This is a genomic window from Caproicibacter fermentans (assembly GCF_009746625.1).
Lineage (GTDB): Bacteria > Bacillota > Clostridia > Oscillospirales > Acutalibacteraceae > Caproicibacter > Caproicibacter fermentans.
Window position 1 is genome coordinate 72,360 of sequence record NZ_VWXL01000014.1, and the last position, 22,027, is coordinate 94,386.

At 57.3% G+C, this 22,027-nt stretch carries 20 protein-coding genes; 6 read left to right on the forward strand and 14 right to left on the reverse strand.

Annotation, left to right across the window (positions count from 1 at the left end; genetic code table 11):
• Positions 1-16: 16 nt before the first annotated feature.
• A complete protein-coding gene (locus CAFE_RS02230; protein WP_330593846.1) occupies positions 17-2,608 on the reverse strand; it encodes a cation-translocating P-type ATPase in 2,592 nt (863 codons plus the stop codon).
• Positions 2,609-3,045: 437 nt separating this feature from the next.
• Between CAFE_RS02230 and CAFE_RS02235 the strand changes: the two genes are divergently transcribed.
• Positions 3,046-3,969 carry an AEC family transporter gene (locus CAFE_RS02235; protein WP_066642909.1) on the forward strand — a complete coding sequence of 308 codons (924 nt, stop codon included), beginning with the start codon at positions 3,046-3,048 and terminating at the stop codon, positions 3,967-3,969.
• A 228-nt stretch (positions 3,970-4,197) separates the two neighbouring features.
• Here CAFE_RS02235 and CAFE_RS02240 read toward each other — a convergent pair whose 3' ends face one another.
• Genes CAFE_RS02240 through CAFE_RS02250 form a run of 3 tightly spaced genes read right to left on the reverse strand, consistent with a single transcriptional unit; the run spans position 4,198 to position 8,859 of the window.
• A complete protein-coding gene (locus CAFE_RS02240; protein WP_156989674.1) occupies positions 4,198-7,344 on the reverse strand; it encodes an AAA family ATPase in 3,147 nt (1,048 codons plus the stop codon).
• Entirely contained in the window at positions 7,341-8,492 is a 1,152-nt protein-coding gene (locus tag CAFE_RS02245; protein ID WP_156989675.1) for an exonuclease SbcCD subunit D, read from the reverse strand. Before CAFE_RS02245 ends, CAFE_RS02240 begins: the two co-directional genes overlap by 4 nt.
• Before the next feature lie 4 nt (positions 8,493-8,496).
• Positions 8,497-8,859 (reverse strand): VOC family protein, encoded by a 363-nt coding sequence (locus tag CAFE_RS02250; RefSeq protein ID WP_156989676.1) that lies wholly within the window; start codon positions 8,857-8,859, stop codon positions 8,497-8,499.
• 167 nt (positions 8,860-9,026) lie between these two features.
• Between CAFE_RS02250 and CAFE_RS02255 the strand changes: the two genes are divergently transcribed.
• Together CAFE_RS02255 and CAFE_RS02260 are read left to right on the forward strand one after the other, a co-directional pair.
• A complete protein-coding gene (locus CAFE_RS02255) occupies positions 9,027-9,404 on the forward strand; it encodes a BlaI/MecI/CopY family transcriptional regulator (protein WP_066642927.1) in 378 nt (125 codons plus the stop codon).
• A gap of 1 nt (position 9,405) precedes the next feature.
• Positions 9,406-10,653 (forward strand): M56 family metallopeptidase, encoded by a 1,248-nt coding sequence (locus CAFE_RS02260; RefSeq protein WP_156989677.1) that lies wholly within the window; start codon positions 9,406-9,408, stop codon positions 10,651-10,653.
• 10 nt (positions 10,654-10,663) lie between these two features.
• Here CAFE_RS02260 and CAFE_RS02265 read toward each other — a convergent pair whose 3' ends face one another.
• On the reverse strand, positions 10,664-11,431 hold the full coding sequence (locus tag CAFE_RS02265; protein WP_156989678.1) for a tRNA threonylcarbamoyladenosine dehydratase: 768 nt from the start codon (positions 11,429-11,431) through the stop codon (positions 10,664-10,666).
• A gap of 13 nt (positions 11,432-11,444) precedes the next feature.
• Positions 11,445-12,371: a cysteine synthase A gene (gene cysK, locus CAFE_RS02270; protein ID WP_413814413.1), complete on the reverse strand. Its 927-nt coding sequence runs from the start codon at positions 12,369-12,371 to the stop codon at positions 11,445-11,447.
• Positions 12,372-12,572: 201 nt separating this feature from the next.
• Between cysK and CAFE_RS02275 the strand changes: the two genes are divergently transcribed.
• On the forward strand, positions 12,573-13,019 hold the full coding sequence (locus CAFE_RS02275) for an RrF2 family transcriptional regulator (RefSeq protein ID WP_066642938.1): 447 nt from the start codon (positions 12,573-12,575) through the stop codon (positions 13,017-13,019).
• 99 nt (positions 13,020-13,118) lie between these two features.
• On the opposite strand, the gene CAFE_RS02280 is transcribed toward CAFE_RS02275, so the two are convergent.
• From CAFE_RS02280 to CAFE_RS02305, 6 genes are all read right to left on the reverse strand, one after another.
• Positions 13,119-13,817 (reverse strand): Crp/Fnr family transcriptional regulator, encoded by a 699-nt coding sequence (locus tag CAFE_RS02280; protein WP_321173010.1) that lies wholly within the window; start codon positions 13,815-13,817, stop codon positions 13,119-13,121.
• A gap of 44 nt (positions 13,818-13,861) precedes the next feature.
• Positions 13,862-15,301 carry an MATE family efflux transporter gene (locus CAFE_RS02285; RefSeq protein ID WP_066642941.1) on the reverse strand — a complete coding sequence of 480 codons (1,440 nt, stop codon included), beginning with the start codon at positions 15,299-15,301 and terminating at the stop codon, positions 13,862-13,864.
• 70 nt (positions 15,302-15,371) lie between these two features.
• On the reverse strand, positions 15,372-16,334 hold the full coding sequence (mltG, locus tag CAFE_RS02290; protein WP_156989680.1) for an endolytic transglycosylase MltG: 963 nt from the start codon (positions 16,332-16,334) through the stop codon (positions 15,372-15,374).
• Between the two features lie 137 nt (positions 16,335-16,471).
• Positions 16,472-17,701 carry a class I SAM-dependent rRNA methyltransferase gene (locus CAFE_RS02295; protein WP_156989681.1) on the reverse strand — a complete coding sequence of 410 codons (1,230 nt, stop codon included), beginning with the start codon at positions 17,699-17,701 and terminating at the stop codon, positions 16,472-16,474.
• Between the two features lie 75 nt (positions 17,702-17,776).
• Positions 17,777-18,088, reverse strand: coding sequence for a YbjQ family protein (locus tag CAFE_RS02300; RefSeq protein WP_066642949.1), 312 nt, complete (start codon positions 18,086-18,088; stop codon positions 17,777-17,779).
• Positions 18,069-18,293 (reverse strand): TMEM199/VMA12 family protein, encoded by a 225-nt coding sequence (locus CAFE_RS02305; RefSeq protein ID WP_156989682.1) that lies wholly within the window; start codon positions 18,291-18,293, stop codon positions 18,069-18,071. Before CAFE_RS02305 ends, CAFE_RS02300 begins: the two co-directional genes overlap by 20 nt.
• 216 nt (positions 18,294-18,509) lie before the next feature.
• On the opposite strand from CAFE_RS02305, the gene CAFE_RS02310 reads away from it, so the two are divergent.
• Positions 18,510-19,178, forward strand: a complete 669-nt coding sequence (locus CAFE_RS02310; RefSeq protein WP_066642953.1) for a hypothetical protein — start codon at positions 18,510-18,512, stop codon at positions 19,176-19,178.
• Between the two features lie 53 nt (positions 19,179-19,231).
• On the opposite strand, the gene amrS is transcribed toward CAFE_RS02310, so the two are convergent.
• The gene (amrS, locus tag CAFE_RS02315; RefSeq protein ID WP_066642955.1) at positions 19,232-20,065 is read right to left on the reverse strand and encodes an AmmeMemoRadiSam system radical SAM enzyme; all 834 of its coding nucleotides are present in this window, start codon (positions 20,063-20,065) and stop codon (positions 19,232-19,234) included.
• Positions 20,062-21,447, reverse strand: a complete 1,386-nt coding sequence (gene amrA, locus CAFE_RS02320) for an AmmeMemoRadiSam system protein A (protein WP_066642956.1) — start codon at positions 21,445-21,447, stop codon at positions 20,062-20,064. The genes amrS and amrA overlap by 4 nt, the downstream gene beginning before the upstream one ends.
• Positions 21,448-21,696: 249 nt before the next feature.
• Between amrA and CAFE_RS02325 the strand changes: the two genes are divergently transcribed.
• Entirely contained in the window at positions 21,697-22,005 is a 309-nt protein-coding gene (locus CAFE_RS02325) for a hypothetical protein (RefSeq protein WP_139103996.1), read from the forward strand.
• Positions 22,006-22,027 lie beyond the last annotated feature (22 nt).

Below are 22,027 nucleotides of genomic sequence, written 5' to 3' on the forward strand. Positions count from 1 at the left end.
AAGCAGAGAATAGCTTTCAGCGGCTCATGCGGCGCTGGACTGCTTTGACCGCTTCCACAACCGGCAGAATCAGCAGGGCGATTCCGATGGAAATCAGGTATTGGCGCGGAGTCAGGGATATGAGCGAAAAGGCCAGGGAAAGGAACGGCAGCTCCACCATCGCAAAGGTCAGCAGCAGCGACAGGAGCATGGTTCCAAGCAGAATCAGATTCTGTCCGTGCAGGAGGAAAACGGAGCCCCTGCGGGAACGCAGATTAAAGGAATGGAAAATTTCGCACATCGACAGCGTCACAAAAGCCATGGTGGTTCCTGTGTCCGGCCCGCTTCCGCTGCCGGCCCAGTAAGATGCAAGGGTCAAAACGGCGACCGTGGCGCCCTGATAGAGCACGTCGGCTCCAAGTCCGTTCGCGAACAGGCTTTCACTTTTTCCGCGCGGCGGACGGTTCATAATCCCGTGCTCCGCGCGTTCCGTCCCCAGGGCGACGGCGGGCAGGCTGTCTGTGATCAGGTTGATCCACAGAATGTGAATGGGCCGGAACAGCGAGAAGCCGAGCAGCGTTGCGGCAAAGATGGAGATAACCTCGCTGAGGTTCGAAGACAGCAGAAACTGGACGGTTTTCAATATGTTGTCGTAGATTCTGCGGCCTTCCCGCACGGCGTAAACGATCGTGGCGAAGTTGTCGTCCGCCAGCACCATATCCGCCGCGTTCTTGGTCACATCCGTTCCCGTAATTCCCATTCCGACGCCGATGTCCGCGGTTTTCAGGGCGGGCGCATCGTTTACGCCGTCCCCGGTCATGGCGGTGACCAGCCCAAGGTCTTTCAGGGCGCGTACAATTCGTACTTTATGCTCCGGCTGAACTCTTGCGTAGGCTCCGCAGCGGAGGACGGCTTCCTTTAATTCCTCGTCTGTCAAACGGTCCAGCTCGCTTCCGGTCATCACGGGATCGCCGGGTTCCGCAATGCCGATCTGGGCAGCGATCGCCGCGGCGGTGTCGCGATGGTCCCCCGTGATCATGACCGGGCGGATTCCGGCCCGCCGGCACTCGCGCACGGCTTCGGCCGCCTCCTCCCGCACGGGGTCGATCATGCCGGCAAGACCCAGGAACGTCAGGCCGGATTCCAGCTTTTCGGGGGAAAGATCATCCGGCAGGGCGGGGAGCTTTTTTTGGGCGGCGGCGAGGACGCGAAGCGCCCGGTTTGCCATTTCCCGATTGGAGCCGATGATCTTCCGCCGCAACTCTTCCGACATCGGAACGACGGCGCCGTCCGACAATACGCTGTCGCAGCGTTTCAGAATTTCATCCGGAGCGCCCTTGGTATATTGAACCACGCTGCCGTCAGGCAGGCCGTGCAGGGTGGTCATCATCTTCCGCATTGAGTCGAACGGGGCCTCGCCGAGGCGTGGAAATTCGGAGTCCAGAGTGTTCTTGTCGAGCCCTTCCTTCCGCGCAAATGCAACCAGCGCGTTTTCCGTCGGCTCGCCTACGATTTCTCCGGTCTGCGAATTCAGCCGGGAATCGCTGCAAAGGGCAAAAGCCCTGACAAGAAGCGGAAGGTCGCCGAACGAGTCCACAACCGTCATCCGGTTCTGCGTCAGCGTGCCGGTTTTGTCCGTGCAGATCACCTGTGTGCAGCCAAGGGTTTCCACAGCGGTTAATTTTCGGATAATAGCGCTGCGGGCCGACATTTTGGAAACGCCGATGGAGAGCACGATGGTCACCACGGCGGCCAGGCCCTCCGGAACGGCGGCGACGGCAAGGCTTACCGCAAGCAGGAAAGAGTTCAGAACGGATTGTGTGCTGTAATTGTGGCTGGTGAACAGGCTGAAAGCGAAGATGAACGCGCAGATGCCCAGCACGCCCAGGCTCAGCAGGCGGCTCAGCTGATTCAGCCTCTGCTGAAGCGGGGTTTCCTCATCCTTTGCTTTCGCGAGGGTATCCGCGATCTTTCCCATTTCCGTTTCCATGCCGGTCGCGGTGACGACGCCGGTCCCGCGTCCGTACACGGCGCTGCCGCCCAGATAAGCCATGTTTTTGCGGTCGCCGAGCGGGACGCCGCCCTCCGGCGCGTCAAGCGCGTCCGGGCTTTTGTCCACGGGGACGGATTCCCCGGTCAGCGCGGCTTCCTCGATTTTCAGGGAGGCCGATTCCAGGATACGCAGGTCCGCCGGCACGGCGTCGCCCGCTTCCAGCAGTACGATATCTCCCGTTACCAGTTCGGCGGAGGGGACCGATAGAACCTCTCCGCCGCGCCTGACCCTGGCGCGGGAAGCGGTCATGCTTTGAAGTGCCTCAATCGCCTTTTCCGATTTGCTTTCCTGCACAATCCCGAGAATCGAGTTGAGCACAACCACGAATAAAATGACGGAGGCGTCCGCGGCTTCCCCCAGCAGGCCTGAGATGAGCGCGGCGGCAAGCAGAATCAGAATCATCGGGTTCAGAAGCTGCTCCTTCAGACGGACCAGCATGGATTTTTTTTCAGCGTCTTTCAGACGGTTTGGCCCTCGCTCTTCCAGACGGCGTTCCGCCTCTTCCGGCGTAAGGCCGTCGCGGCGGCTGCCAAGCTCGTTCATCACGGCGCCGGAATCTTTCAGATAATCGTTTATGGGCGATTCCCCCTTTCGCGCGGATTCTGTTCTTATCGTGTCCCGTTTCTGTAACAATTTCCGCTGTCTCCTTTCAAATTTTCAAGATCCGGCATAGAAAAAGACCTCTGCCGGAAATCGAACTTTCCGGTAAAGGTCTTGCTTTCCAAAATAATTTGGATCGGAGGCCAGAAGCATTCGCAACGGTTGTTGACCTTCCGAAATTCAGCTACTCCCCTTTATCATGGGTGGATAATTTTTACGATTTACCATATCATAACAGATCCGTATCTCGAATTAATTCTACTATGAAATATTGATAAGAAATTTGCAGCAGCCGGTCTCTTGACATGCACGAAAAGGCGCTTTATACTTACTTAGAACCTTATCAAAACAGGTAATCCGGCTACTTTCGACCCTTGCTGGAACACAGCCTGAAAACAGCAGGGAGATTGAAAATGTTATCGTTATTTCTCAGTGTTTTGCTGAAAGTGGCCGTTCTTTTTTTCATGGTGGCCGCAGGTTATTTCTGTGGAAAACTGAATCTGATTTCTGACGGCGGAGCAAAGGAGATGACCGCCGTCCTTTTTTGGATTGTCACCCCGTGCCTGGTGGTTGCTTCCCTGCAGAGCATGATCGGAAAAGTCAGCGTGGGCAGCATCTTTCTTTCCGGCGCGCTGTCCGTCATCTGTATTGCGGTCAGTATCGGAGTCAGTTTTCTGCTGTACCGAAAGCATCCGTCGGAACGCCGAAGAATTCTTCGTTTCGCGGCCTCCTATTCCAACTGCGGCTTTATGGGGCTCCCGCTGGTAAACGCGGTTCTCGGCGGACAGGGGGTCGCGTACGCCTCCATGTTTATCGCCGCGTTCAATCTGTTCGTCTGGACGCACGGCGTATCGTGCATGAAGAAAGAGCCGGGCATCGATTATAAAAAGGCGATTCTGAATCCGGGAATCATCGGACTTGCAATCGGCCTTGCCCTTTTTGTGTTGTCTGCCCGCCTGCCGGAAGTGATTCTGTCCCCGATGGAATATTTTTCAGACCTGAATACGCCGCTTGCCATGCTGGTGGTCGGGGTCTATATTTCGGAGATTCCTCTGAAAGAGCTTTTCGCCGATACCGATCTGTACCATCTTTCGCTGATCCGGCTGCTGGTGGTTCCCGTTCTCTGCTTTCTCATTCTGCTGCCTCTGCATGTTGACCGGACGATTTTTACCACGCTGCTGATTCTTTCCTCCGCGCCGTCCGCCGCCAATTCGGTGATGTTCGCGGCGCAGTTCGGCGGCGACACGAGGCTGGGCTCCAAAGCGGTGGCGCTGACAACGCTCTTTTCCGCGCTGACGATGCCGCTTTTTCCGATCCTTGTGGATTGCTTTTACTGATTCTTTCCTGAAAAAAGAGGTCCGGTTCCGATCTGCTCGGGACCAGGGCCTTTTTTCTTTTTCGCGGTGTTTTGCGTGAGCTTTGCAACAGCTAACTTGCTGTATATATTACATAAAAAACTACATTTTGTATTAGAATTCGACCGGTTATGTTGGGAATCAGGACGAAACGTCAGAATTGCAAGGAATGTGCTGCCCTTCCCCGGAATTCTTTTGCAATCGGCAGGATTATTTAACGATCCGTATTTTACTTCCGTTTACTCCTTTTTGTATAACAATTTGACGGTCGATTTGTTCCCGGAGTTCAGCGACATGAGAGATAATGCCGACCAGCCGGTTTCCTTCCGCGAGGCCGGCCAGGGTTGCGATTGCCTGTTGGCGGGATTCCTCGTCCAGAGAACCGAACCCTTCGTCAATAAACATGGTTTCAATTCGGACGCCTCCCGCGAAGCTTTGGACGACGTCGGACAGTCCGAGCGCGAGCGAAAGCGACGCCTTGAAGGATTCCCCGCCGGACAAAGAGCGGACGTCCCTCGTTTTGCCGTTGTAGTTGTCCAGCACATCGATCTCCAGCCCGGAGCGGGAGCGCAGATCGGAGGAATTTTGGCGGCGGAGCAGAACATACCTGCCGTTCGTCATTCCGGAAAGCCGCTGGTTTGCCTGCTCCAGAACACGGGTGAAATACGCCGCCTGAACATACTGCTCAAAGTCGAGCTTCTGTTTTCCGCTCTGTTCTCCGTTGGCAGTTCTGGAAAGGCCACGCACGCAGGCGTACTGCTCTTCCAGCTCCATTCGGCTTTTCAGCGCTTCCGCAATTCGCGCTTCAACCCCGCGGTTCTGCTGCAGCCGGGCGGAAAACGTGTGGAAAGTATTTTCCCTTGACAGCTGATTTTCCTGCTCCTCGGCGAGTTCCCGCTCCAGCGCGGTCAAGTCGGCGGGCGTTTTTCCGGCGGTTTCTTCCGTGAGACGGCGGACGGCGTCCTCCGTCCGGATCCAGTCGTCCCGATAGTCCGACTGATGCTGGCGCAGCGCCTCCATCCGCTCGGCGGGAAGAACGCAGCCAAGGTATTCTTCTTCCGTGTGGAATCCGGATTCGGTCAGACGGAGCCGGTATTCCTGTTCCAGCTCCTCCGCCTGCCTGCGGGCGGTTTCCAGCTTTCTGCGGTTGTCGGAAAGGACCGCTGCCGCTCCGTCCCGGTCACTGAGGCAGGAACGGTAGGCGCTTTCCGATTTTTGAAGCGCCTGCTTCATTTCGTCGAGCCTGCCGCTCAGTTCCTTCAGGCTTCGCCGTGCCTCCTCCTTTGTCGGGAAAGGGAGAGAGGCTTGTGCGGAAAAGGCTTCGGCCCGTTTTGCTTCCAGCGACGCCGTCAGGGTGTTTTTTGCTTCGCGCCGTGTTTCCAGTTCGAGGCCGGCAGCTTCCAGACTTTCCTCAGCCCGGCGCAGCTGCGCGGAGCATTCCGCTTTTCTTCCGCATCGCTGTTCCTGGGCTTTCAGGTTTTCCAGCGCGCGCCTCCGAGTCTGTTCGGCCTGTGAACCGGCCTCACGCGCCCGGCGTTCCAGAGCCTGCACGTTTTCGTCCCCCGTGACGCCGCCAAGAAGATCGTCGACGGCCTTCCGAAGGTTTTCCCGGTCGGACAGAATCCGTGTTTCCGCGGCTTTCAGCCTGAGACCGGAGCTTTCCAGCGCGCCGTGCAGACGGTCGCGCTCCGCTTTCAGTCTTCGCAGCTCGTCTTCCGACACGGCCGACGCGTCAGCCGCCGCGGGGCGCGGGTGGCTGAGCGAGCCACAGACAGGGCAGGGGATGCCGTCTTTCAAGGCGGACGCAAGAATTCCGGCCTGCTGCCGCAGGAAAGCCTGTTCCGCCAGATCGTAGGCGGCGTTTGCCTCCCGATAGCCGGATTCCTCTTTCAGATACCCGGAACGCATCGACCGGTACCCGTCGATCAGCGTCCGGATTTTTCCGACGGAGTCCAGAATGCCGGAAAGAACTTCGCAGGTTTTGCGGGATGCTTCTTCCTCCGTTTTGGCGGCGAGGCGTTCTGTTTCGGCGTCCGCGAGCGTTTCGAGCTCCGCCCGCAGCCGGTCGCGCTGCGACGCGAGGGCTTTCTTCTTTTGCTCCAGATGCTCCAGCAGTTTGTCCTGCTCTTCACGGGAACGTTCCAGATCCGCGGCCTGCCGTTCCAGAGTTTTCGCTTTTTGGTAGCCCGGCAGCGCGGCGGTGAGGGTTGCGATTCTGCCCGCGAGCCGTTCGCGTTCGGGCTCTTTTGCCCGTGTTGCTTCCGCAGCCGCGCTCAGTCCGGTAAGAGCGCCGTCCGCCTCGGCGACCTTTTTTGCAAGCGACGCAATTTCCTCTTCCAGAGTGTGCACGGCGTTCTTTTCCCGAAGAAAAGACAGCCGCGCGGGGGTGACGCGGGATTCGGCCAGCTCCGCGGCGCGGAGAAGCTTTGCCTGCCGCTCCGTTTCCTCACGCTGCTCCAGTAATTCCGCCCGGTGCTTTTGCGCCGATTCCAGCGCGGTGAACGTCTGCGCGGTCTGCCGCGCGGCGGCGAGGGCGGCAATCAGGCCGGAGGTTTTCTCCCTTGCCGCCGCGAGGTCGCTTTCGGCGGCTTTTCGCTTCAGGCTGTTCTCCCGGTTTTCTGCGCGGAGAAGCTCCAGAACCCGGGGAATCAGGTTGACGTCTTTGTCGCCAAGGCAGGAGGAGAGGGCCTCGCGAAGCGGGCCGTCTTCTTCGGGGCGGATTAGCGCGGCGTCCTGCAGAATGCCGCGCGCTCCGTCCTCCCAGCCGTGTCTCAGCTCCAGCTCCCGCTGTTTCAACAGTTCTTCCATGCGGCGGAACAGATCGGTGGAAAACACGCGGCGGAAGATTTCCGCCCGCTCGCTGCTTTCGGCGAGGAGCAGGTCCAGAAATTCCCCCTGCGCGATCATGGCCAACTGCTTGAACTGCCGGTGGTCGATGCCGAGCAGGCGGATCACTTCCCGCGTGACATGGGAACTGCCCGTCCGGACGGAGCCGTCCGGCAGGGTAAGAACGGCGTCCGCGTTTTCCGCCGTTTCCCCCGCGCCGTTCTTTTTGGGGCGGAGGTAACGGGGATTTCTGAGAATTTTGTATTCCTTCCCCGCATGGGAAAAGGTCAGCTCCACAAAGGTCTTGGTTTCCGGCGAGGCAAAATTGCTGCGAAGCGTGTCCACGGTGCGGGTGGAACCGCTGACGTCGCCGAACAGGGCGAACGAAATCGCGTCGAAAATCGTGGTCTTGCCCGCGCCGGTATCCCCGCAGATCAGAAATAATCCGCCGGAGCCAAACTCCCGCAGCGGAACTTCCACACGCCCGGCATAGGGGCCGAACGCGCTGACGACAAGGTCCAGCGGCTTCATACGGTTTCCTCCCCGGCTTCTTCTATGATTTTGCCGATAATTTCACGCTCCCGTTCGGACATCGGCGATCCGCTGCGGTCCCGGTAAAATTCCTCGAACAGCTGCATCGGCGTTCTGCGGGAAGGGTCCCCCGCCGCAGCTGTTCCGGAGTTTTCGGCGTTCATCCTCCTGTTTTCAAAATCAATTCGCATCAGGTTGGGGTAGACGGCGCGAAGTTTTCCGGCCGGGTCCGCGATTTCGTCTTCATCGGTCAGAACCGCGCGGATATAATCCTCCGGGTTTGCGCCCGCGACGGTCTCCGGGGCGGTCAGCTCGGCGATCGGGCCCCGGATTTCCCGCATGTCGCGCAGCGGCTTTAAGGGGATTTGGGTCAGCTCCAGCTTTCCTTTTTCCCCCAGCTCGATCACGGTCACGCTCTTTTTCTGCCGTGCCTCCGAAAACGAATATTTCAGCGGCGAACCCGCGTAGCGCACGGAATCCCGTCCGATCTTCTGGGGACCGTGCAGGTGGCCGAGCGCGACGTAATCGAATCCGTCAAAGGCGGAAACGTCCACGCTGTCGAGGCCTCCGACGGAAACTGTCTCGCTGTCGCAGCGGAGCGGCTCGCTGGAACCGCTGATGACAAACTGATGGGCGACGAGAATGTTCCGTTTGTCGGGACAAAGAGCCGCCGTTTCAATCGCCGCGCGAACCGCGCCGTCGTAGCTGCCCGTTTTTTCCGCGCCGAAGAAAGGCTGCGCGGCGGCCGGGCGCAAAAACGGCAGAAGATAAATATGTACGGCGCCGAAGGAATCGGAAAGATCGGCGCGGGGGACGGTCCCCTGAAACGTTCCCGCGATGGTGACGCGGTGTTCTCGCATAATGCGGCTGCCGAAATCGAGCCGCTCCGGCGAATCGTGGTTTCCGCTGATGGCGAAGACCGGGATTCCGCGCCCGGCCAGCTCGGTCAGGAAGTCGTCCAGCAGCGTGACGGCCTCCCCGACCGGAATGCTCCGGTCGTAGAGGTCGCCCGCAATGAGGACGGCGTCCGGCTTTACGTCCCCCGCAATTCCCACAATCTGTTCCAGAATAAAACGCTGGTCGTCCAGCATGCTGAACTCGCAGACGCGTTTGCCGATGTGAAGGTCGGAAAGATGAAGCAGTTTCATCGGATCAGTCCAGAATCTCGATCCAGTATCCGTCCGGGTCGGCGATAAAATAAAGGTCCATGTCGTGATTTTCGTAGCAGATGCAGCCCATTTCCTGATGAAGGGCGTAAGAGGCTTTTTTGTCCGGAACCCTGACGGCAAGGTGGATTTCATTGTCGCCGAGGTTGTAGGGCTCCCTGCGGTCGCGGTACCAGGTCAGCTCCAGATTGTAGTCGGTCTGACCGTCGCCCAGAAAGACGATGATAAACGAACCGTCCGAGGCGTTTTTCCGGCTCACTTCTTTCAGGCCGAGCGCACGGCTGTAAAAATCAAGGCTTTTCTCCAGATTCAGTACGGTGAAATTGGTGTGCAAAAATCTTGCATTCATAAATTCAATCCTCCCTGTTGATGTTTAGAATCATTATAGCACGGAATTTTGTAAAAATGAAAGGCCCGGCAATTTCATTTCACATATCGAAAAATTGTGATTGACTTTTATTTTTTACAATTGTATAATATTGGTTATAGACAAATGCCTAAAAGGAGATGCTTTCAATGGATCAGCTGAAAAAGCTGCCCGACGCGGAATTTGAAATCATGAAAGTGGTTTGGGCAAACAAGCCGCCCATCATGACCGTGACGGTCATGGAAGAACTGGGCAACAGGCGAAAATGGAAAGCTCCCACCGTGATTTCCCTGATGAGCCGTCTGGTGGCAAAGGGCTTTTTGAGGACTGAAAAGAACGGCAAGGAGCGTACCTATTTTCCTCTGATCGCCAAAGAAAAATACCTGGAATTTGAAACGGGGAATTTCATGAAGCAGTATCACGGAAACTCTTTCCTCAGTTTTGTCAATACCCTGTACGATGGAAAACAGCTTAGTGACGGCGACATTGATCAGCTGATGAAGTGGGTGAAGGAACGGAGAACATGAGATGTGGAATCTGTTTATCATATGGTTTGAATGTTCCGTCACCATGTCGGCGCTTGTTCTGGCCTTACTCGCTCTGGCCCCTCTGCTGTCGAAAAGGTATGCTGCCAAGTGGATTTATTACACATGGCTGGTGCCTGTTGCGGGCCTGATTATACCATTCCGGTTCCGTTTTCGCACCGCGCTGGTTCGGCTGACTCCGATTCCTTCGGCCGTTCAACAGATTTTTCCAGAGAACAGCGGAATCGGCCCAAAAACCGCGTCGGCAAGTCAGGTGGGTTCGGCGATCCCGCTGGCTCAGCTGATCGGGGCCCTGTGGATTACGGGCATCCTTGTGTTTCTGCTTTATCACGGGCTGAGGCACGCCCGCTTTATCAGGCTGGTAAAACGATGGTCCGAACGGGCGGATCGACAGCAGGAGAATGAAACGCTGAACCGCATTGCGAGGGAGATGGGGATCAAACGGCCGGTGGGATTGCGAATCTGTTCCTGCGTTTCCAGTCCGATGATCATCGGTTTCATAAATCCTGTCATTTTACTGCCGCGGCCCGACTTCTCATCCCAGGAACTGCCGTACATTTTCAGGCACGAGCTTGTTCACTTTAGCCGGAAAGATCTATGGTACAAGAGTCTGGTGATTCTTGCAACAGCGATTCACTGGTATAATCCTGTGATCTATTTGATGGCGGGGGCCGTTGCGGCGCAGTGCGAGCTGTCGTGCGACGCGGAGGTGGTGAAAGGAAGCGGTCCTGAAGTCAGGCGGTGTTACAGCACAGCTATTCTGCAAGCAATCCGGTGCCCTGTAAAGCTGCAAACGGCATTTTCAACTCAATTTTATGGAGGGAAAAGAAGCATGAAAAAAAGAATACGCTCCATTATGGATGCGGAAAAGAAGAAAGCCGGAATCGGGATTCTCTGCATGGCCCTCGTCGGAACCTTATGTGCGGGGATGGCGTTCTCTGTCGATCAAAACAGAGGAGGCGGGTCGGATTCCGCACGGGCGGGCACAGTCGGCAAGACTCAGGAGACGTCGGAGTATATCGGCAAGATCACGTCGGATTCCACCCGGGAGGGCACGGTCGGCGGGATCGAGATGTGGGTAGCCATTAAAAAAACGTGTGCGGACGGCGAGGTGGTAGAGCTAGTCGACCCCAAAAAGGATGCGGCCGACGAGAGGTGTGCAGTATTAGCAAAAGAAGGCGCGGCCGGTGAGATTTTTCTTGCGGTCAAGCCGACGGCGGACGGCTCATAAACGACGACGGCTATTCGGGTTTTCCAATCCCTGCGATGTCCTTGAGGACTTCCCCGGCGAGGATCATCCCGGCGACCGGGGGGACAAACGGAACGCTGCCCGGAATCGCCCGGCGCGCGGTGCATTTTCTCTGCGTGCCCGGCGGGCAGACACAGTGATCCCGGCAGCTGATTTCGCTGTCGTCGATCGGCTGAAGCGGCGGCTCCTTCGAGTAGACGACTTTCAGGGATTTTACCCCGCGCGCTTTCAGCTCCCGGCGCATCACCCGCGCGAGCGGGCAGACGCTGGTTTCATAAATGTCAGCGACCTCGAAGCGGGTCGGGTCCAGCTTGTTGCCGGCGCCCATGCAGCTGATGACCGGAACGCCGGCCTGTTTCGCGCGCTGAATCAGTTCCAGCTTCGCGGTGACGGTGTCCACCGCGTCGATGATATAGTCGTATGCGGAAAGGTCGAATTCCCCGGCGTTTTCCGGGGTGTAAAAGCACTGGTGAAGCTCCACCCCGCAGGCAGGGTTAATTTCCAGAATGCGGTCGCGCATGGCTTCCACTTTTGAGGTCCCGATGGTTTTGCGGGTGGCGTGAATCTGCCGGTTCAGGTTTGTCAGGCAGACGCGGTCGTCGTCGAACAGCGCGAGGCTTCCGATTCCGGCCCGGGCAAGGGCCTCGACGGCATAGGACCCGACCCCGCCGATGCCGAATACGGCAACCGCCGAGCCTTTAATTTTTTTCATGGCTTCGCTCCCCAGAAGAAGCTGAGAGCGTGAGAATTGATCCAGCATGGGTTCCTCCGGTTCAGTCAAGATAAAACGGCGTGGAGAGATAGCGTTCCCCGGTGTCCGGCAGAAGAGCGACAATTTGCTTTCCCTGGTTTTCAGGGCGCCGGGCGAGCAGGTTTGCCGCCCAGACAGCGGCTCCGGACGAAATGCCGGTCAGAATCCCTTCCCAACGGGCGAGTTCCCGTCCGGTGCGGTAGGCGTCCTCGTCCTCCACCGGGATGATTTCATCCAGAAGGTTTTTGTCGAGCGTTTCCGGAACGAACCCGGCGCCAAGGCCCTGCAGCTTGTGCGGCCCCGGTTTTTTGCCGGAGAGAACCGCGGACTCGGCGGGCTCCACCGCCACAATCCGTACCTCCGGCTTTTTTTCCTTCAGGTACTGCGCGACTCCGGTAATCGTTCCGCCCGTTCCGACTCCGGCAATGAAGATGTCTACGCCGCCCTCCGTGTCCTTCCAGATTTCCGGCCCTGTTGTTTCACGGTGCGCGCGCGGGTTGGAGGGATTGGAGAACTGGCCGGGAAGGTACGAATCCGGCGTTTTTTCCCGGAGTTCGGCAGCTTTGTCGATGGCGCCCTGCATCCCTAGGCTTCCATCCGTCAGGACCACTTCGGCGCCGTAGGCTCCCAGCAGCTTCCTGCGCTCGATGCTCATGGTTTCCGGCATGGTCAGAATGATGCGGTATCCTTTGGAGGCCGCGACCGACGCAAGCCCGATTCCGGCGTTGCCGCTGGTCGGTTCGATGATGATCGAACCGGGCTTTAACAGGCCGGCCCGCTCCGCGTCCTCGATCATGTATTTCGCAATGCGGTCCTTTACGCTGCCCGCCGGATTCAGGTAGTCCAGCTTTGCGAGGACGGCCGCTTTCAGCCCGTGCCGGCACTCATAATTTGAAAGTTCCATCATCGGGGTATTCCCGATCAGGTCTGTAACGCTTTTCGCGATCAAATGTACCACCCCTGTTATTCTCATATTTTCAGGCTTTTATTTCACTTATTATAGATTTCTTTTCCGTTCCCTGTCAATGCCGGATGCAATTAAAAAATAGAAAAATACTATGTTTTCGACGGGGAATACTTGACTTAAAAGAAAAGTTTCGATATGATTGATTTGAATTATAATGAAAGTTTGCAAAAGGAGCGCGCTCGAATGAGAATCTCGTCAAAGGGAAGGTACGGCCTGGCCGCAATGGTCTGCATGGCGGAGGGCTACGGGAGCGACGCCTGTATTACAATTATCAGCCTGTCGGAACGGCTGGGGATTTCCAAAATATACCTGGAACAGGTTTTTTCACTTCTGAAACGCGGGGGCCTGGTGCTCGCAATCAAAGGCGCGCAGGGCGGGTACAAGCTTTCGAGGCCGCCGCAGGAAATTCCCGTTTATGAAATACTCCTGGCGCTGGAACAGTCTCTGTTTGAAAAAACGGCGGAGTCCGTGACACAGAAAGCGGAAAACATCGAAAAGGCAATGCAGGCGTCCGTCTTTTCCGTGCTGGACAGCGCCGTTGAAAAGGCCATCGGCAAAATAACGCTGCTCGATCTTCAGACCGAAGCGGAAAGGCAGAAGCAGGATTCCAGCTACATGTTTTATATTTGAGCGTTTGTTCTTATATGGAAAGATGAGTCCCCCGCCGCGTGGATTTTTGAGCCGCGCGGCGGGGGATTTTTATTTTCTTACAAAAATATCCGGGCCGTTTTACGGCGAACCGTGAGCCTGCGCGGAAAGCGCTTCCAGCTTTTTTCTGTCCAGAATCCGGATTTCTCCCCGGGAGAGCGCCACCAGCCCCTCGGAATGGAAATAGCGGAGCATCCGTGTGACGACTTCGCGCGCGGTTCCCATGTTTTTGGCGATCTCCTCATGCGTCGTCGGCAGGCGGTCCCCGCCGCTGATCGCGGATTCCTCCAGAAGAAACAGGGCCAGCCGCCGGTCGAAGCTCATGAACAGAATCTGCTCCAGCAGCCAGACCACGTCTGAAAAACGCGAGGAAAGCAGCTGGTTTGTATAATCCGACACGGCAAGGGAGCTCTGGTTCAGGTCGTTGTAAACGGCGGTGGGGACCAGGATGGTTTCGCTGTTCTCGACGGCTTCGATGAAGACGTCGAACCGGATGTTTTTGAGCATGCAGGATGCGGAAAAAATGCAGATGTCGCGCTCGAACAGGCGGAATAAAGTAATTTCCCGTCCCGTGTCCGAGAGAATGAAAGTCCGCACCTGACCGCTTTTTACGACGAACAGGCCGGTACAGTCGGCCGCGCCGTTGTGCAGGCTGCTGCCGGCCGGGTGGACGCGCAACGCCGCGGAGGACTCGACCAGCTTTCTTTCCCGTTCCGACAGACGGCCCCAGAACGGAAGCGAGCGGCGGAGAAACAGCAAATCGGATTGATTCAGAGACACGGCGATCCCTCCTTCATTTTCCGTCATACCCGGCTGACGGAGCCTTATGGTTCTTCCCGGTCTGTATTTGTCGATTCCAAGGGTTCCGCGACGAAACCCGCGTCCGCTTCGCGGCTTTCACCGCTTCGGATGAATCCGTTCAGCCTGCGCAGGAACGGAAGCGTGATGAACAGCGCGATGAGGAAGGTGAAGCAGTCCGCGACGGGCTGGCTGATCTGAACGCCCAGAAGCCCGAGGAACCGGGGCAAAATCAGAATTGCCGGCAGAAAACAGAGCCCCTGCCGCAGAACGGCCAGCCAGGTCGCCTGTTTCGGTTTCCCAATGGACTGAAACAGCATATTTGAAATCACCACAAAGGTCTGCAGCGGCATAATGGCGCACTGTGCCCGGAACGCGAGCGTGCCGATCGCAATGACCTGCGGGTCGTCCCGGCGGAAGAGCATCATGATCTGCGGGGCGAAGACAAAGGAGAGCGAGCACAGAATCAGAAGGCCGAAGAATCCGACCTTCACACAGAACCAGAACGCCTGTTTCAGGCGGGAGTAGCATTTGGCGCCGTAGTTATACCCCGCCACAGGCTGAAAGCCCTGACCGAAGCCGAGCAGAGCGGCAAGCAGAAAGAAGAAGGCGCGCCCGACAATCGACATGGCCGCGACGGCGGCGTCGCCGTATACCCTGGCGGAAACATTCAGCGCGATGGTCGCGATGCTGGCGAGCCCCTGACGGAAAAAGGAGGGCATGCCGGTTTTCAGAATTTCGGAATGCATACTCCATTTGTATGAAAAATGCTTGAAGCTGATTCCGACAATTGTTTTGCGGCGGATGTAGTTGAAAATCAGGATGACAAAGCTGACGCATTGACCGATCACGGTTGCAATCGCGGCGCCCGCTATCCCGAGATGGAACGTAAATATCATCAGCGGGTCCAGAATCACGTTCAGAATGCATCCGATGGAAATCCCGACCATGGAGAAAAACGCCTTGCCCTCCGCGCGCAGGTCGTTGTTCATGACGAAGGTCGCGCCCATAATCGGGGCGCCGTAAAGAATATACTGGGCGTAGCTTTGAGCGTAGGGGAGGATGGTATCCGTAGCGCCGAGAAAGCGCATCAGCTGGTCGCTGAAAATCAGCCCGGAGACCGTGATGACAAAGCCGACCATGATGGAGGTAAAAAAAGCGGTGGAAGCGGCCTGGGTCGCCTCGGGGTTCCGCTTTTCTCCCAGATAGCGGGAGATTACCCCGCCGGAGCCCATGCCCAGCATAAACCCGACCGCCTGAATAATCGCCATCAGCGAAAAGACGACGCCGACGGCTCCGGTCGCGCTGGTGCCGAGCTGACTGACAAAGTACGTGTCCGCAAGGTTGTAAGCGGCCGAAATCAGCATGCTGACCATCGTCGGACCCGCGAGGGAGCAAATCAGACGGGGAACCGGTGTTTGTGTCATTTTCTCGAATTGTTTGTGTGCGTCTGTTGTGAAAGGCATGAGATAACTTCACTCCGTCCTGTGAAAAGATGATTTGAATTCAAAGTGGAGAGGACGGCCTGTGTTCGGGTCAGTCCGCATAAAGGGGAGTCACTCCCGCATTTGCCATGAGCGTGTCACGGTCCTGCTGGGTTGCGCCGTAATAATAGTTATGGTCGGTCCCGGTCGCGAAATACAGGTAATCCGTGTCGGCAGGGTGAGCCGCGGCGTAAAGGGCGTCCGCGCCCGGATTGGAGATCGGCCCGGCCGGAAGGCCCGGGCTGCGGTTGGGGTATGTATTATAGTATTTGTTATATTTGTCTCCAAACTGCGGAACCAGATACAGGTTGCAGTAATCCCGTGTGGAATCCGCCTGGAGGATCATGCCGGTTTTCAGCCGGTTATGGAACACGGACGACACCTTTCTCATATTGTCCGGGTCGTCGGCTTCCCGTTCGATGATGGAGGCAAGCGTGACGAGCTGGTCGGTCGTCATGCCGGAATAGGAGTATTTGTCGCCGATCTGCTGCTCCGCGTTGCGCAGGAATTTTCCGACGGCGTCCTGCGGCTTCATTCCGACGTAAAACTCGTAGGTGTCCGGGTACAGATAGCCCTCCAGCCGATAGCAGCGGTTCGGACTGCTCCCGATCTTTTCAACGAGGGAATAATAGCTGAAGTCATAGGCCTGTGCCGTGCTGATAAAGTCCTTGCTGCCGCAGACCCCGTTTGCTTCCAGCCGTGCCGCGACCTGGGGAAGGGTAAATCCTTCCGGAATCGTGACCTTGACGATCTTCGGCTTTTCCTCCGAAGAGGGCGCTTTTGACCCGGAAGCCGGAGAAGACGTATTCGAAAAAGCGGGGGAAGACACGGCTCGCGATGATGCCGCCGCGGAGGAGGCCGACGAATCCGCGCTGCCGGAGGCCGGGGAGGAATCGGAAGGAGACTCCTCGGCGCCTGCGGACGACGGGGAAGAGGACACCGCGCCGGTACCGGAGGAACAGGCGGTCGTCAGACTGAAAACGAGGACAAAAAGAAATGCGAAGATTTTTTTCATAGAATGGTTTCTCCCAGAGGAGCCCGGACTGTCGCGGGCCGGATCGGCGGTTTGCGAACAAGTTGATTTCATTATTATAAAGCACCGTGTCGAATTTTACAACGGTAGCGAAATGCAAGGAACCCCGCCTGAGCCGGTTATACAACCTGGAAGAGATAAAATTTTAAATAAGATGTTTCCGGAACATTCCAGAGAATCGGGTGGTCCGGCGCCTGCTGGCGGGCTTCGATCTGGCGCAGCGAAACCTGCGCGTCCGCCGCGGCGCGGCGGATCACGTCGCGGAACAGCTCGTCCGTCATGAAGTGGGAACAGGAGCAGGTCGCAAGGTATCCCCCGCGCGGCAGGAGTTTCATCGCGCGGTAATTGATTTCCCGGTATCCGCGGGAGGCGTTTGCAACCGTTTTTCGGGATTTGGTAAAGGCGGGCGGGTCGAGTATGACGAAATCATAGCTTCCTTTTCCGTTCTCGGCCAGAGAGGGCAGCAGATCGAACACATTGACGGCTTCAAAGGACATCCGGTCCGAAAGGCCGTTGCGCCGCGCGTTGTCCCTTGCCATGGCGATCGCGCTCTCCGAAATATCCACCGCGTGTACCTGCTCCGCCCCGGCGCGGGCGGCATTCAGAGCAAACGAGCCGGTGTCGGTAAAGCAGTCCAGCACCCGTTTTCCCCGGCTGATTTTGGCGGCCGCCCTGCGGTTGTATTTCTGGTCGAGAAAAAAACCTGTTTTCTGTCCGTTCGCGAAATCGACAGCATATTCAATCCCGTTTTCGCGGATGACGGTTGTCCCGGAATCCGGCGCGGGCAGTCCGTTCAGCGGAAAAAATCCGCGCCCCTGCTCCATTCCCTCCAGATTGCGCAGGCCGGAGTCGTTGCGCTCGTAGATTCCGTCGATTTTCTGGCCGTCCTCCGTCAGGATCCTGTGCAGCAGCCGGAACAGCATCGGTTTGATCTGCTCGATGCCGCGCGACAGGGTCTGGGTCACCAGAATATTTTCAAACCGGTCCACGGTCAGTCCCGGAAAGAAATCCGCTTCTCCGAAAATAATACGGCAGCAGTCCAGGTCCTCTTTTCTCAACACGGCTTTGCGGTATTCCCACGCATAGCGCAGCCTGCGTTCGTAAAACGCCTCGTCGAACCGGTCGTTCGCGTTGCGGGAAATCAGCCGCACGCGGATTTTGGAATGGGAATTAAAAAAGCCGGTGCCCAGGTAGGTGCCGCGCCTGCCGACCACGTCTGCAAGTTCGCCGTCCCCGCAGGGATCCCCGCCGGTGATTTCGGTGTCATAGACCCACGGATGCCCCGAAAGGATGCCGCGCTCCGCTTTCTGTGTAACAGTCAGTTTCGGATAGCTTCGTTCCTGATTCATGAAGAAATAACCCCCGCATTGGAAAGACGGGCGCAGCACCCCGCCGCGCCCGTCTTTTTTAAATTGCTAAATATTTTATTTGAATTTCACAGCGGTTCCGTAAGCCATGACCTCCGCCGCGCCCTGCATGACGGAAGAAGACGCGTAGCGGATGTTGACAACGGCGTCCGCACCCATGGATTCCGCTTCCTCGGCCATGCGTTTGGTGGCCAGAGCGCGGGCGTTGTTCATCATATCGGTGTAGGATTTCAGCTCCCCGCCGACGATGGACTTGAAGCTCTGCGTAAGGTCCCGCCCAATATTTTTGGACTGAATGGTGCTCCCCCTGACGAGGCCGAGCATTTCAAACTCTTTGCCCGTAATGTAGTCAGTATTTACCAAGATCATCTTCTTCACCGCTCCTTATTTCCTTAATTCTCTCCGCCAGCACAAATACGGCAACGCCGATCAGCGCGGCCGGAATCAGTCCCGCGATGATTTTATACGGCACCGGAAGGCCGGGCGCCATCGCAAACCCAAGAAGCCATAAAAGAAAAACGGCTACCGCAGCCACGGTAATCACAATCGGCGCGATCATTTTTTTCCAGTGCATGAAAGCTCCCTCTTTTTCGGCGACTTTTAAGTTTCCGAATCTATTGTATTCCACTTTCATTTTTATTATAACACGGATTAAAAACTTTGCAACGATTCTGTTTTGCCTTTCGAAGCGATTCTTTACAGTTTTGTCTTATCTGTTGAATTCAGTCGGAAAATAAGTTATAGTGAAAAGGCAAAACATTTCGGAAATATTTAACAGGAGGCAACATCAATGAAAAAGACAGGCTGGATTCTATTAATCGTTTTAGTCGTAGCCATTTGCGGAGGCGTCCTTCTGTTTAACGGGTATCATCCGGCGCAGAGCCCGTCGGTGTCATCGGGCGCCGGTTCGGCATCCGCTCCGTCGTCCTCCGTTTCTTCAAAAGCTCCTTCCTCCGCGTCGGGACCGGAGAGCGTTTCGAGCCTGACGGACGACAAGATTACGGAAAAAATCAAATCGGAGATTCCGCTGGACTGGAAGAAATACACGCTCAAGGAGCAGACGGACAACCCGGTTTCGGCCGGCGGCGTAACCTACCGCACCTATGCCGCCTGGGACGAGGATTACACGGAAGGCCCTTTGATTCTATACAGCCCGAAGGACGGAAAGCTGTACACTTATACCTATAAAGACACGGCGCCGGTTCTTGCCGCGGAGGACCCGGCGTTCGACAAGACGGAGCATACCGTTACGGGCGTTGTAAAGGACGGCGCCATGATGAGCGTGCAGATTCACACGACGGACGGCAGCGACCTGACGATCCGCAGGCTCGGCGTGGATCTGGTCAATCTGGACGATGGCTTCAAGGTCGGCCAGAATGTGAAAGTGACCTATACCGGCGTTTACAAGGGGAATGACTCCCAGCGAATGTTTGTCAAGAAAATTGAAGGAATTCAGTAACCGGCCGAAAGGCCGGCGCGCCCGGAACGGCATTGCCGTTCCGGGCGCGTGCTTTACACGTTTCCTTCGTAGACATATTTCAGATTTCGGCGGGCGGCTTCCGCGAGGGAGCCGACGGTGCCGACCGGCGTCGGGGATTTGTCGGCCTGCTTGTACCGCGGGAAAAACCGCGTGACGTGCAGCGGGATTTCCGGGTTCACTTCCGAAAGCCATCCCGACAGGCGGTCCATTTCTTCCGCGGTATCGTTTTCGCCGGGAATAATCAGCGTGGTTACCTCCACGTGGCAGACCTCCGACGCGATGGAGATGGCTTGCTTGACTTCGTCCAGACCCCCGGAAATCCTTCGGTAAAATTCCGGGGAGAAACTCTTTAAATCGATGTTCATCGCGTCCAGCATGGGCAGCAGGCGACGGAGGGTCCGGGGGTTGACGTACCCGTTGGTGACCGCTACGTTTTTCAGGCCGTTTTCCCGGTTGAGCCGCGAGCAGTCCAGAACGTATTCCGGGCAGATGAGCGGTTCGTTATAGGTGAAGGCAATGCCGATATTTCCGGCTGCTTTCAGTTCCAGTGCCTGGTCGGAAAGGACCTTCGGGGAAAGGTACTCCGTCCCGGAGTCCTCCCCCGGCCTGACCATGGAAATGGCGTGGTTCTGGCACCCGGGACACCGCAGGTTGCACCCGTAGCTGCCGACGGAAAGAATACGGCTGCCCGGAAAAAAACGGCGAAGCGGCTTTTTTTCCACCGGATCCAGAGCGACGGCCGTGACGCGGCCGTAGCTGTCGGCGGATATTTTGCCGCCCTGATTGGAACGCGCGCCGCAGAATCCGGTCTGCTCCTCTTCCAGAGCGCAGAGATGGGGACACACGTCGCAGACAATTCGGCTCATGTGTGCCGCACCACCTCGAACCGCTCCATGGAATAGGGCTCGTCTTCCCGGATCCCGGCCTTGCCGAGCGCGATTTTCACCTGTTCCCGCGGCGTTGTTACGCCGGGCAGGTTCGGCAGCAGCAGGCCGCACCGTTCGCCGCTTCGGACGATGACCCCGTACCGCTCGGCGTCGAGATCGCCGAAGGAGCCGGCGGGCTCCGGTTCGCCCAGAACATCGACGCTGTAAACCAGCGCCGGCAGTTCCTCCTTGTCGACCGGGTCAAACCTCGGGTCCCGCAGGCCGGCGCTGATCGCGTTTTGAATGATTTCCTCCGCAACGCAGCTTTCCGTGCCCTGAATCGTGCCGATGCAGCCGCGCAGCCGTCCGCCCTTTTTCAGGGAAACAAACACGCCAGCCCGCCTCTGCTTCAGCTCAGGGGGGAGCCCCTCCGGCAGCGGGACGCGGCGGCCCTCGATCACGCGGGTTTCCAGCGAAAGCCGCGCGAGCCGGACGTATTCGTCCTCTCGTTCTTTTCTTTGGGAAAGGGTTTCTTTCTCCCGCTGTTCGAACTGATCCCCGAACCGGCGTAGGTCGTCCGGTCCGAGGGGAGTGTAACCGCAGACCGCGTAGCCGACGCCGAACGGCCCTTCATAAGAGAGAAACTCCGGCGCCACGGCCAGCCCGTCGAACGCTCCGGCCAGAACCTGAAACGAGGGCAGACCGCACTGCGCGGCAGCTTCGCAGAATTCCGGGTCAAACGCCAGAAAGCGCATGAAGTCCCCTTCTTTCATCGCCTGAGTCAGTTCGCGGTCAAACCGGGGACCCTCCGGAGCGAAGCCGTAGGGCCCGTCTTCCCTGAGGCGGTGGGAAAGGTCGCCGCTCGCGACCAGTACGACCCTGCGCCCCAGCGTTTCCGCCGCGCGCGCGATGCATTGGCCGAACCGGTAATGGGCGAGCGCGCCCAGGCCGGAAACGGAGCACCGGACCAGTTCAAAATCGCGGTAAGCGCGCGTGATGAAGGAGAGAGGAACCAGCGCCCCGTGGTCGACCGAACGCCGTTTTTCTCCAAAGGTTCCCGCGGGCAGGCTGCTTCGGGCAGCCTCGTCGGACAAAACGGACACAAATTCGGTGTCGCAGGAAAATTCCAGCGGCGCGTCCGCGGAGCCGAATTCGGAAAAGTCGCCCTTCGCCTTTGTTCCCGGAGCGATGTGCAGGTAGTCGGCGTAGGCGACGGCATGCGGCGAAAGAACCACCAGCGTTTCGGGCCTGAGACGCGCGATTTCTTCCGCGGCGCGGGCGCAGGATTCGGCGGTCTTCCGGATTCTGCGCTCTTCCCCTTTTCCGACGGAAGGAATGATGACCGGGGGATGAGGCAGGATGAAAGCTCCCGCAACAGCCATGAGATACACGTCCTTTCTTTTAGACCTAATTCGGACTATGATTGTAATGTAGGGCGGAAAAGTGAAACCGTTCAGACGCCATCGATATATATATATTATATCTGTTTCTCTGCGTGAAATTTCATTTCGTTCACAATTTCTGTCGCTCTGCATAAAAAACAGCGGAAAAAGATTGATTATTTTTTCACTTAGAGGTAAAATAAAGAAAATATGAACGGCAAAAATTGCCGGCCGGTTCGAGGTGAAAAAATGGCAACGGAAATCATTCATGCGATTAAAAAGGCGGAATCCGACGCGCAGAGCGCGGAAGAGCAGGCTGCTGCCGAATGCGACAGGATTTTGAAGGCCGCGGGCGAACAAGCCGCGCGGAACGCCGAAGCGCAGCTGGCGAAAGCAAAACAGGAGGCGCAGGCGCTTCTTGACGATGCGAAGCGCGCGGGCGAAGAGACTGAAAACGGAGCGCAGTCCGGAATTGCTTCCCAGATAGAATCAATGCGCCGGACGGCGCTGACCCGGCAGGACGACGCGGTTCGGCTGATCCTGTCCGAACTGGTCTGACGCCTGCCGATACCGGCCGCAA

What these genes read in the sequence shown, in the direction of transcription:
- CAFE_RS02295 (WP_156989681.1), bottom strand. Translation starts at nt 17,701, where the DNA reads ATGAATCAGGAACGAAGCTATCCGAAACTGACTGTTACACAGAAAGCG.
- CAFE_RS02255 (WP_066642927.1), top strand. Translation starts at nt 9,027, where the DNA reads ATGGATCAGCTGAAAAAGCTGCCCGACGCGGAATTTGAAATCATGAAA.
- CAFE_RS02305 (WP_156989682.1), bottom strand. Translation starts at nt 18,293, where the DNA reads ATGCACTGGAAAAAAATGATCGCGCCGATTGTGATTACCGTGGCTGCG.
- amrA (WP_066642956.1), bottom strand. Translation starts at nt 21,447, where the DNA reads ATGGCTGTTGCGGGAGCTTTCATCCTGCCTCATCCCCCGGTCATCATT.
- CAFE_RS02285 (WP_066642941.1), bottom strand. Translation starts at nt 15,301, where the DNA reads ATGCCTTTCACAACAGACGCACACAAACAATTCGAGAAAATGACACAA.
- CAFE_RS02240 (WP_156989674.1), bottom strand. Translation starts at nt 7,344, where the DNA reads ATGAAGCCGCTGGACCTTGTCGTCAGCGCGTTCGGCCCCTATGCCGGG.
- CAFE_RS02235 (WP_066642909.1), top strand. Translation starts at nt 3,046, where the DNA reads ATGTTATCGTTATTTCTCAGTGTTTTGCTGAAAGTGGCCGTTCTTTTT.
- CAFE_RS02310 (WP_066642953.1), top strand. Translation starts at nt 18,510, where the DNA reads ATGAAAAAGACAGGCTGGATTCTATTAATCGTTTTAGTCGTAGCCATT.
- CAFE_RS02250 (WP_156989676.1), bottom strand. Translation starts at nt 8,859, where the DNA reads ATGAATGCAAGATTTTTGCACACCAATTTCACCGTACTGAATCTGGAG.
- CAFE_RS02260 (WP_156989677.1), top strand. Translation starts at nt 9,406, where the DNA reads ATGTGGAATCTGTTTATCATATGGTTTGAATGTTCCGTCACCATGTCG.
- CAFE_RS02245 (WP_156989675.1), bottom strand. Translation starts at nt 8,492, where the DNA reads ATGAAACTGCTTCATCTTTCCGACCTTCACATCGGCAAACGCGTCTGC.
- CAFE_RS02325 (WP_139103996.1), top strand. Translation starts at nt 21,697, where the DNA reads ATGGCAACGGAAATCATTCATGCGATTAAAAAGGCGGAATCCGACGCG.
- mltG (WP_156989680.1), bottom strand. Translation starts at nt 16,334, where the DNA reads ATGAAAAAAATCTTCGCATTTCTTTTTGTCCTCGTTTTCAGTCTGACG.
- amrS (WP_066642955.1), bottom strand. Translation starts at nt 20,065, where the DNA reads ATGAGCCGAATTGTCTGCGACGTGTGTCCCCATCTCTGCGCTCTGGAA.
- CAFE_RS02275 (WP_066642938.1), top strand. Translation starts at nt 12,573, where the DNA reads ATGAGAATCTCGTCAAAGGGAAGGTACGGCCTGGCCGCAATGGTCTGC.
- CAFE_RS02300 (WP_066642949.1), bottom strand. Translation starts at nt 18,088, where the DNA reads ATGATCTTGGTAAATACTGACTACATTACGGGCAAAGAGTTTGAAATG.
- CAFE_RS02265 (WP_156989678.1), bottom strand. Translation starts at nt 11,431, where the DNA reads ATGCTGGATCAATTCTCACGCTCTCAGCTTCTTCTGGGGAGCGAAGCC.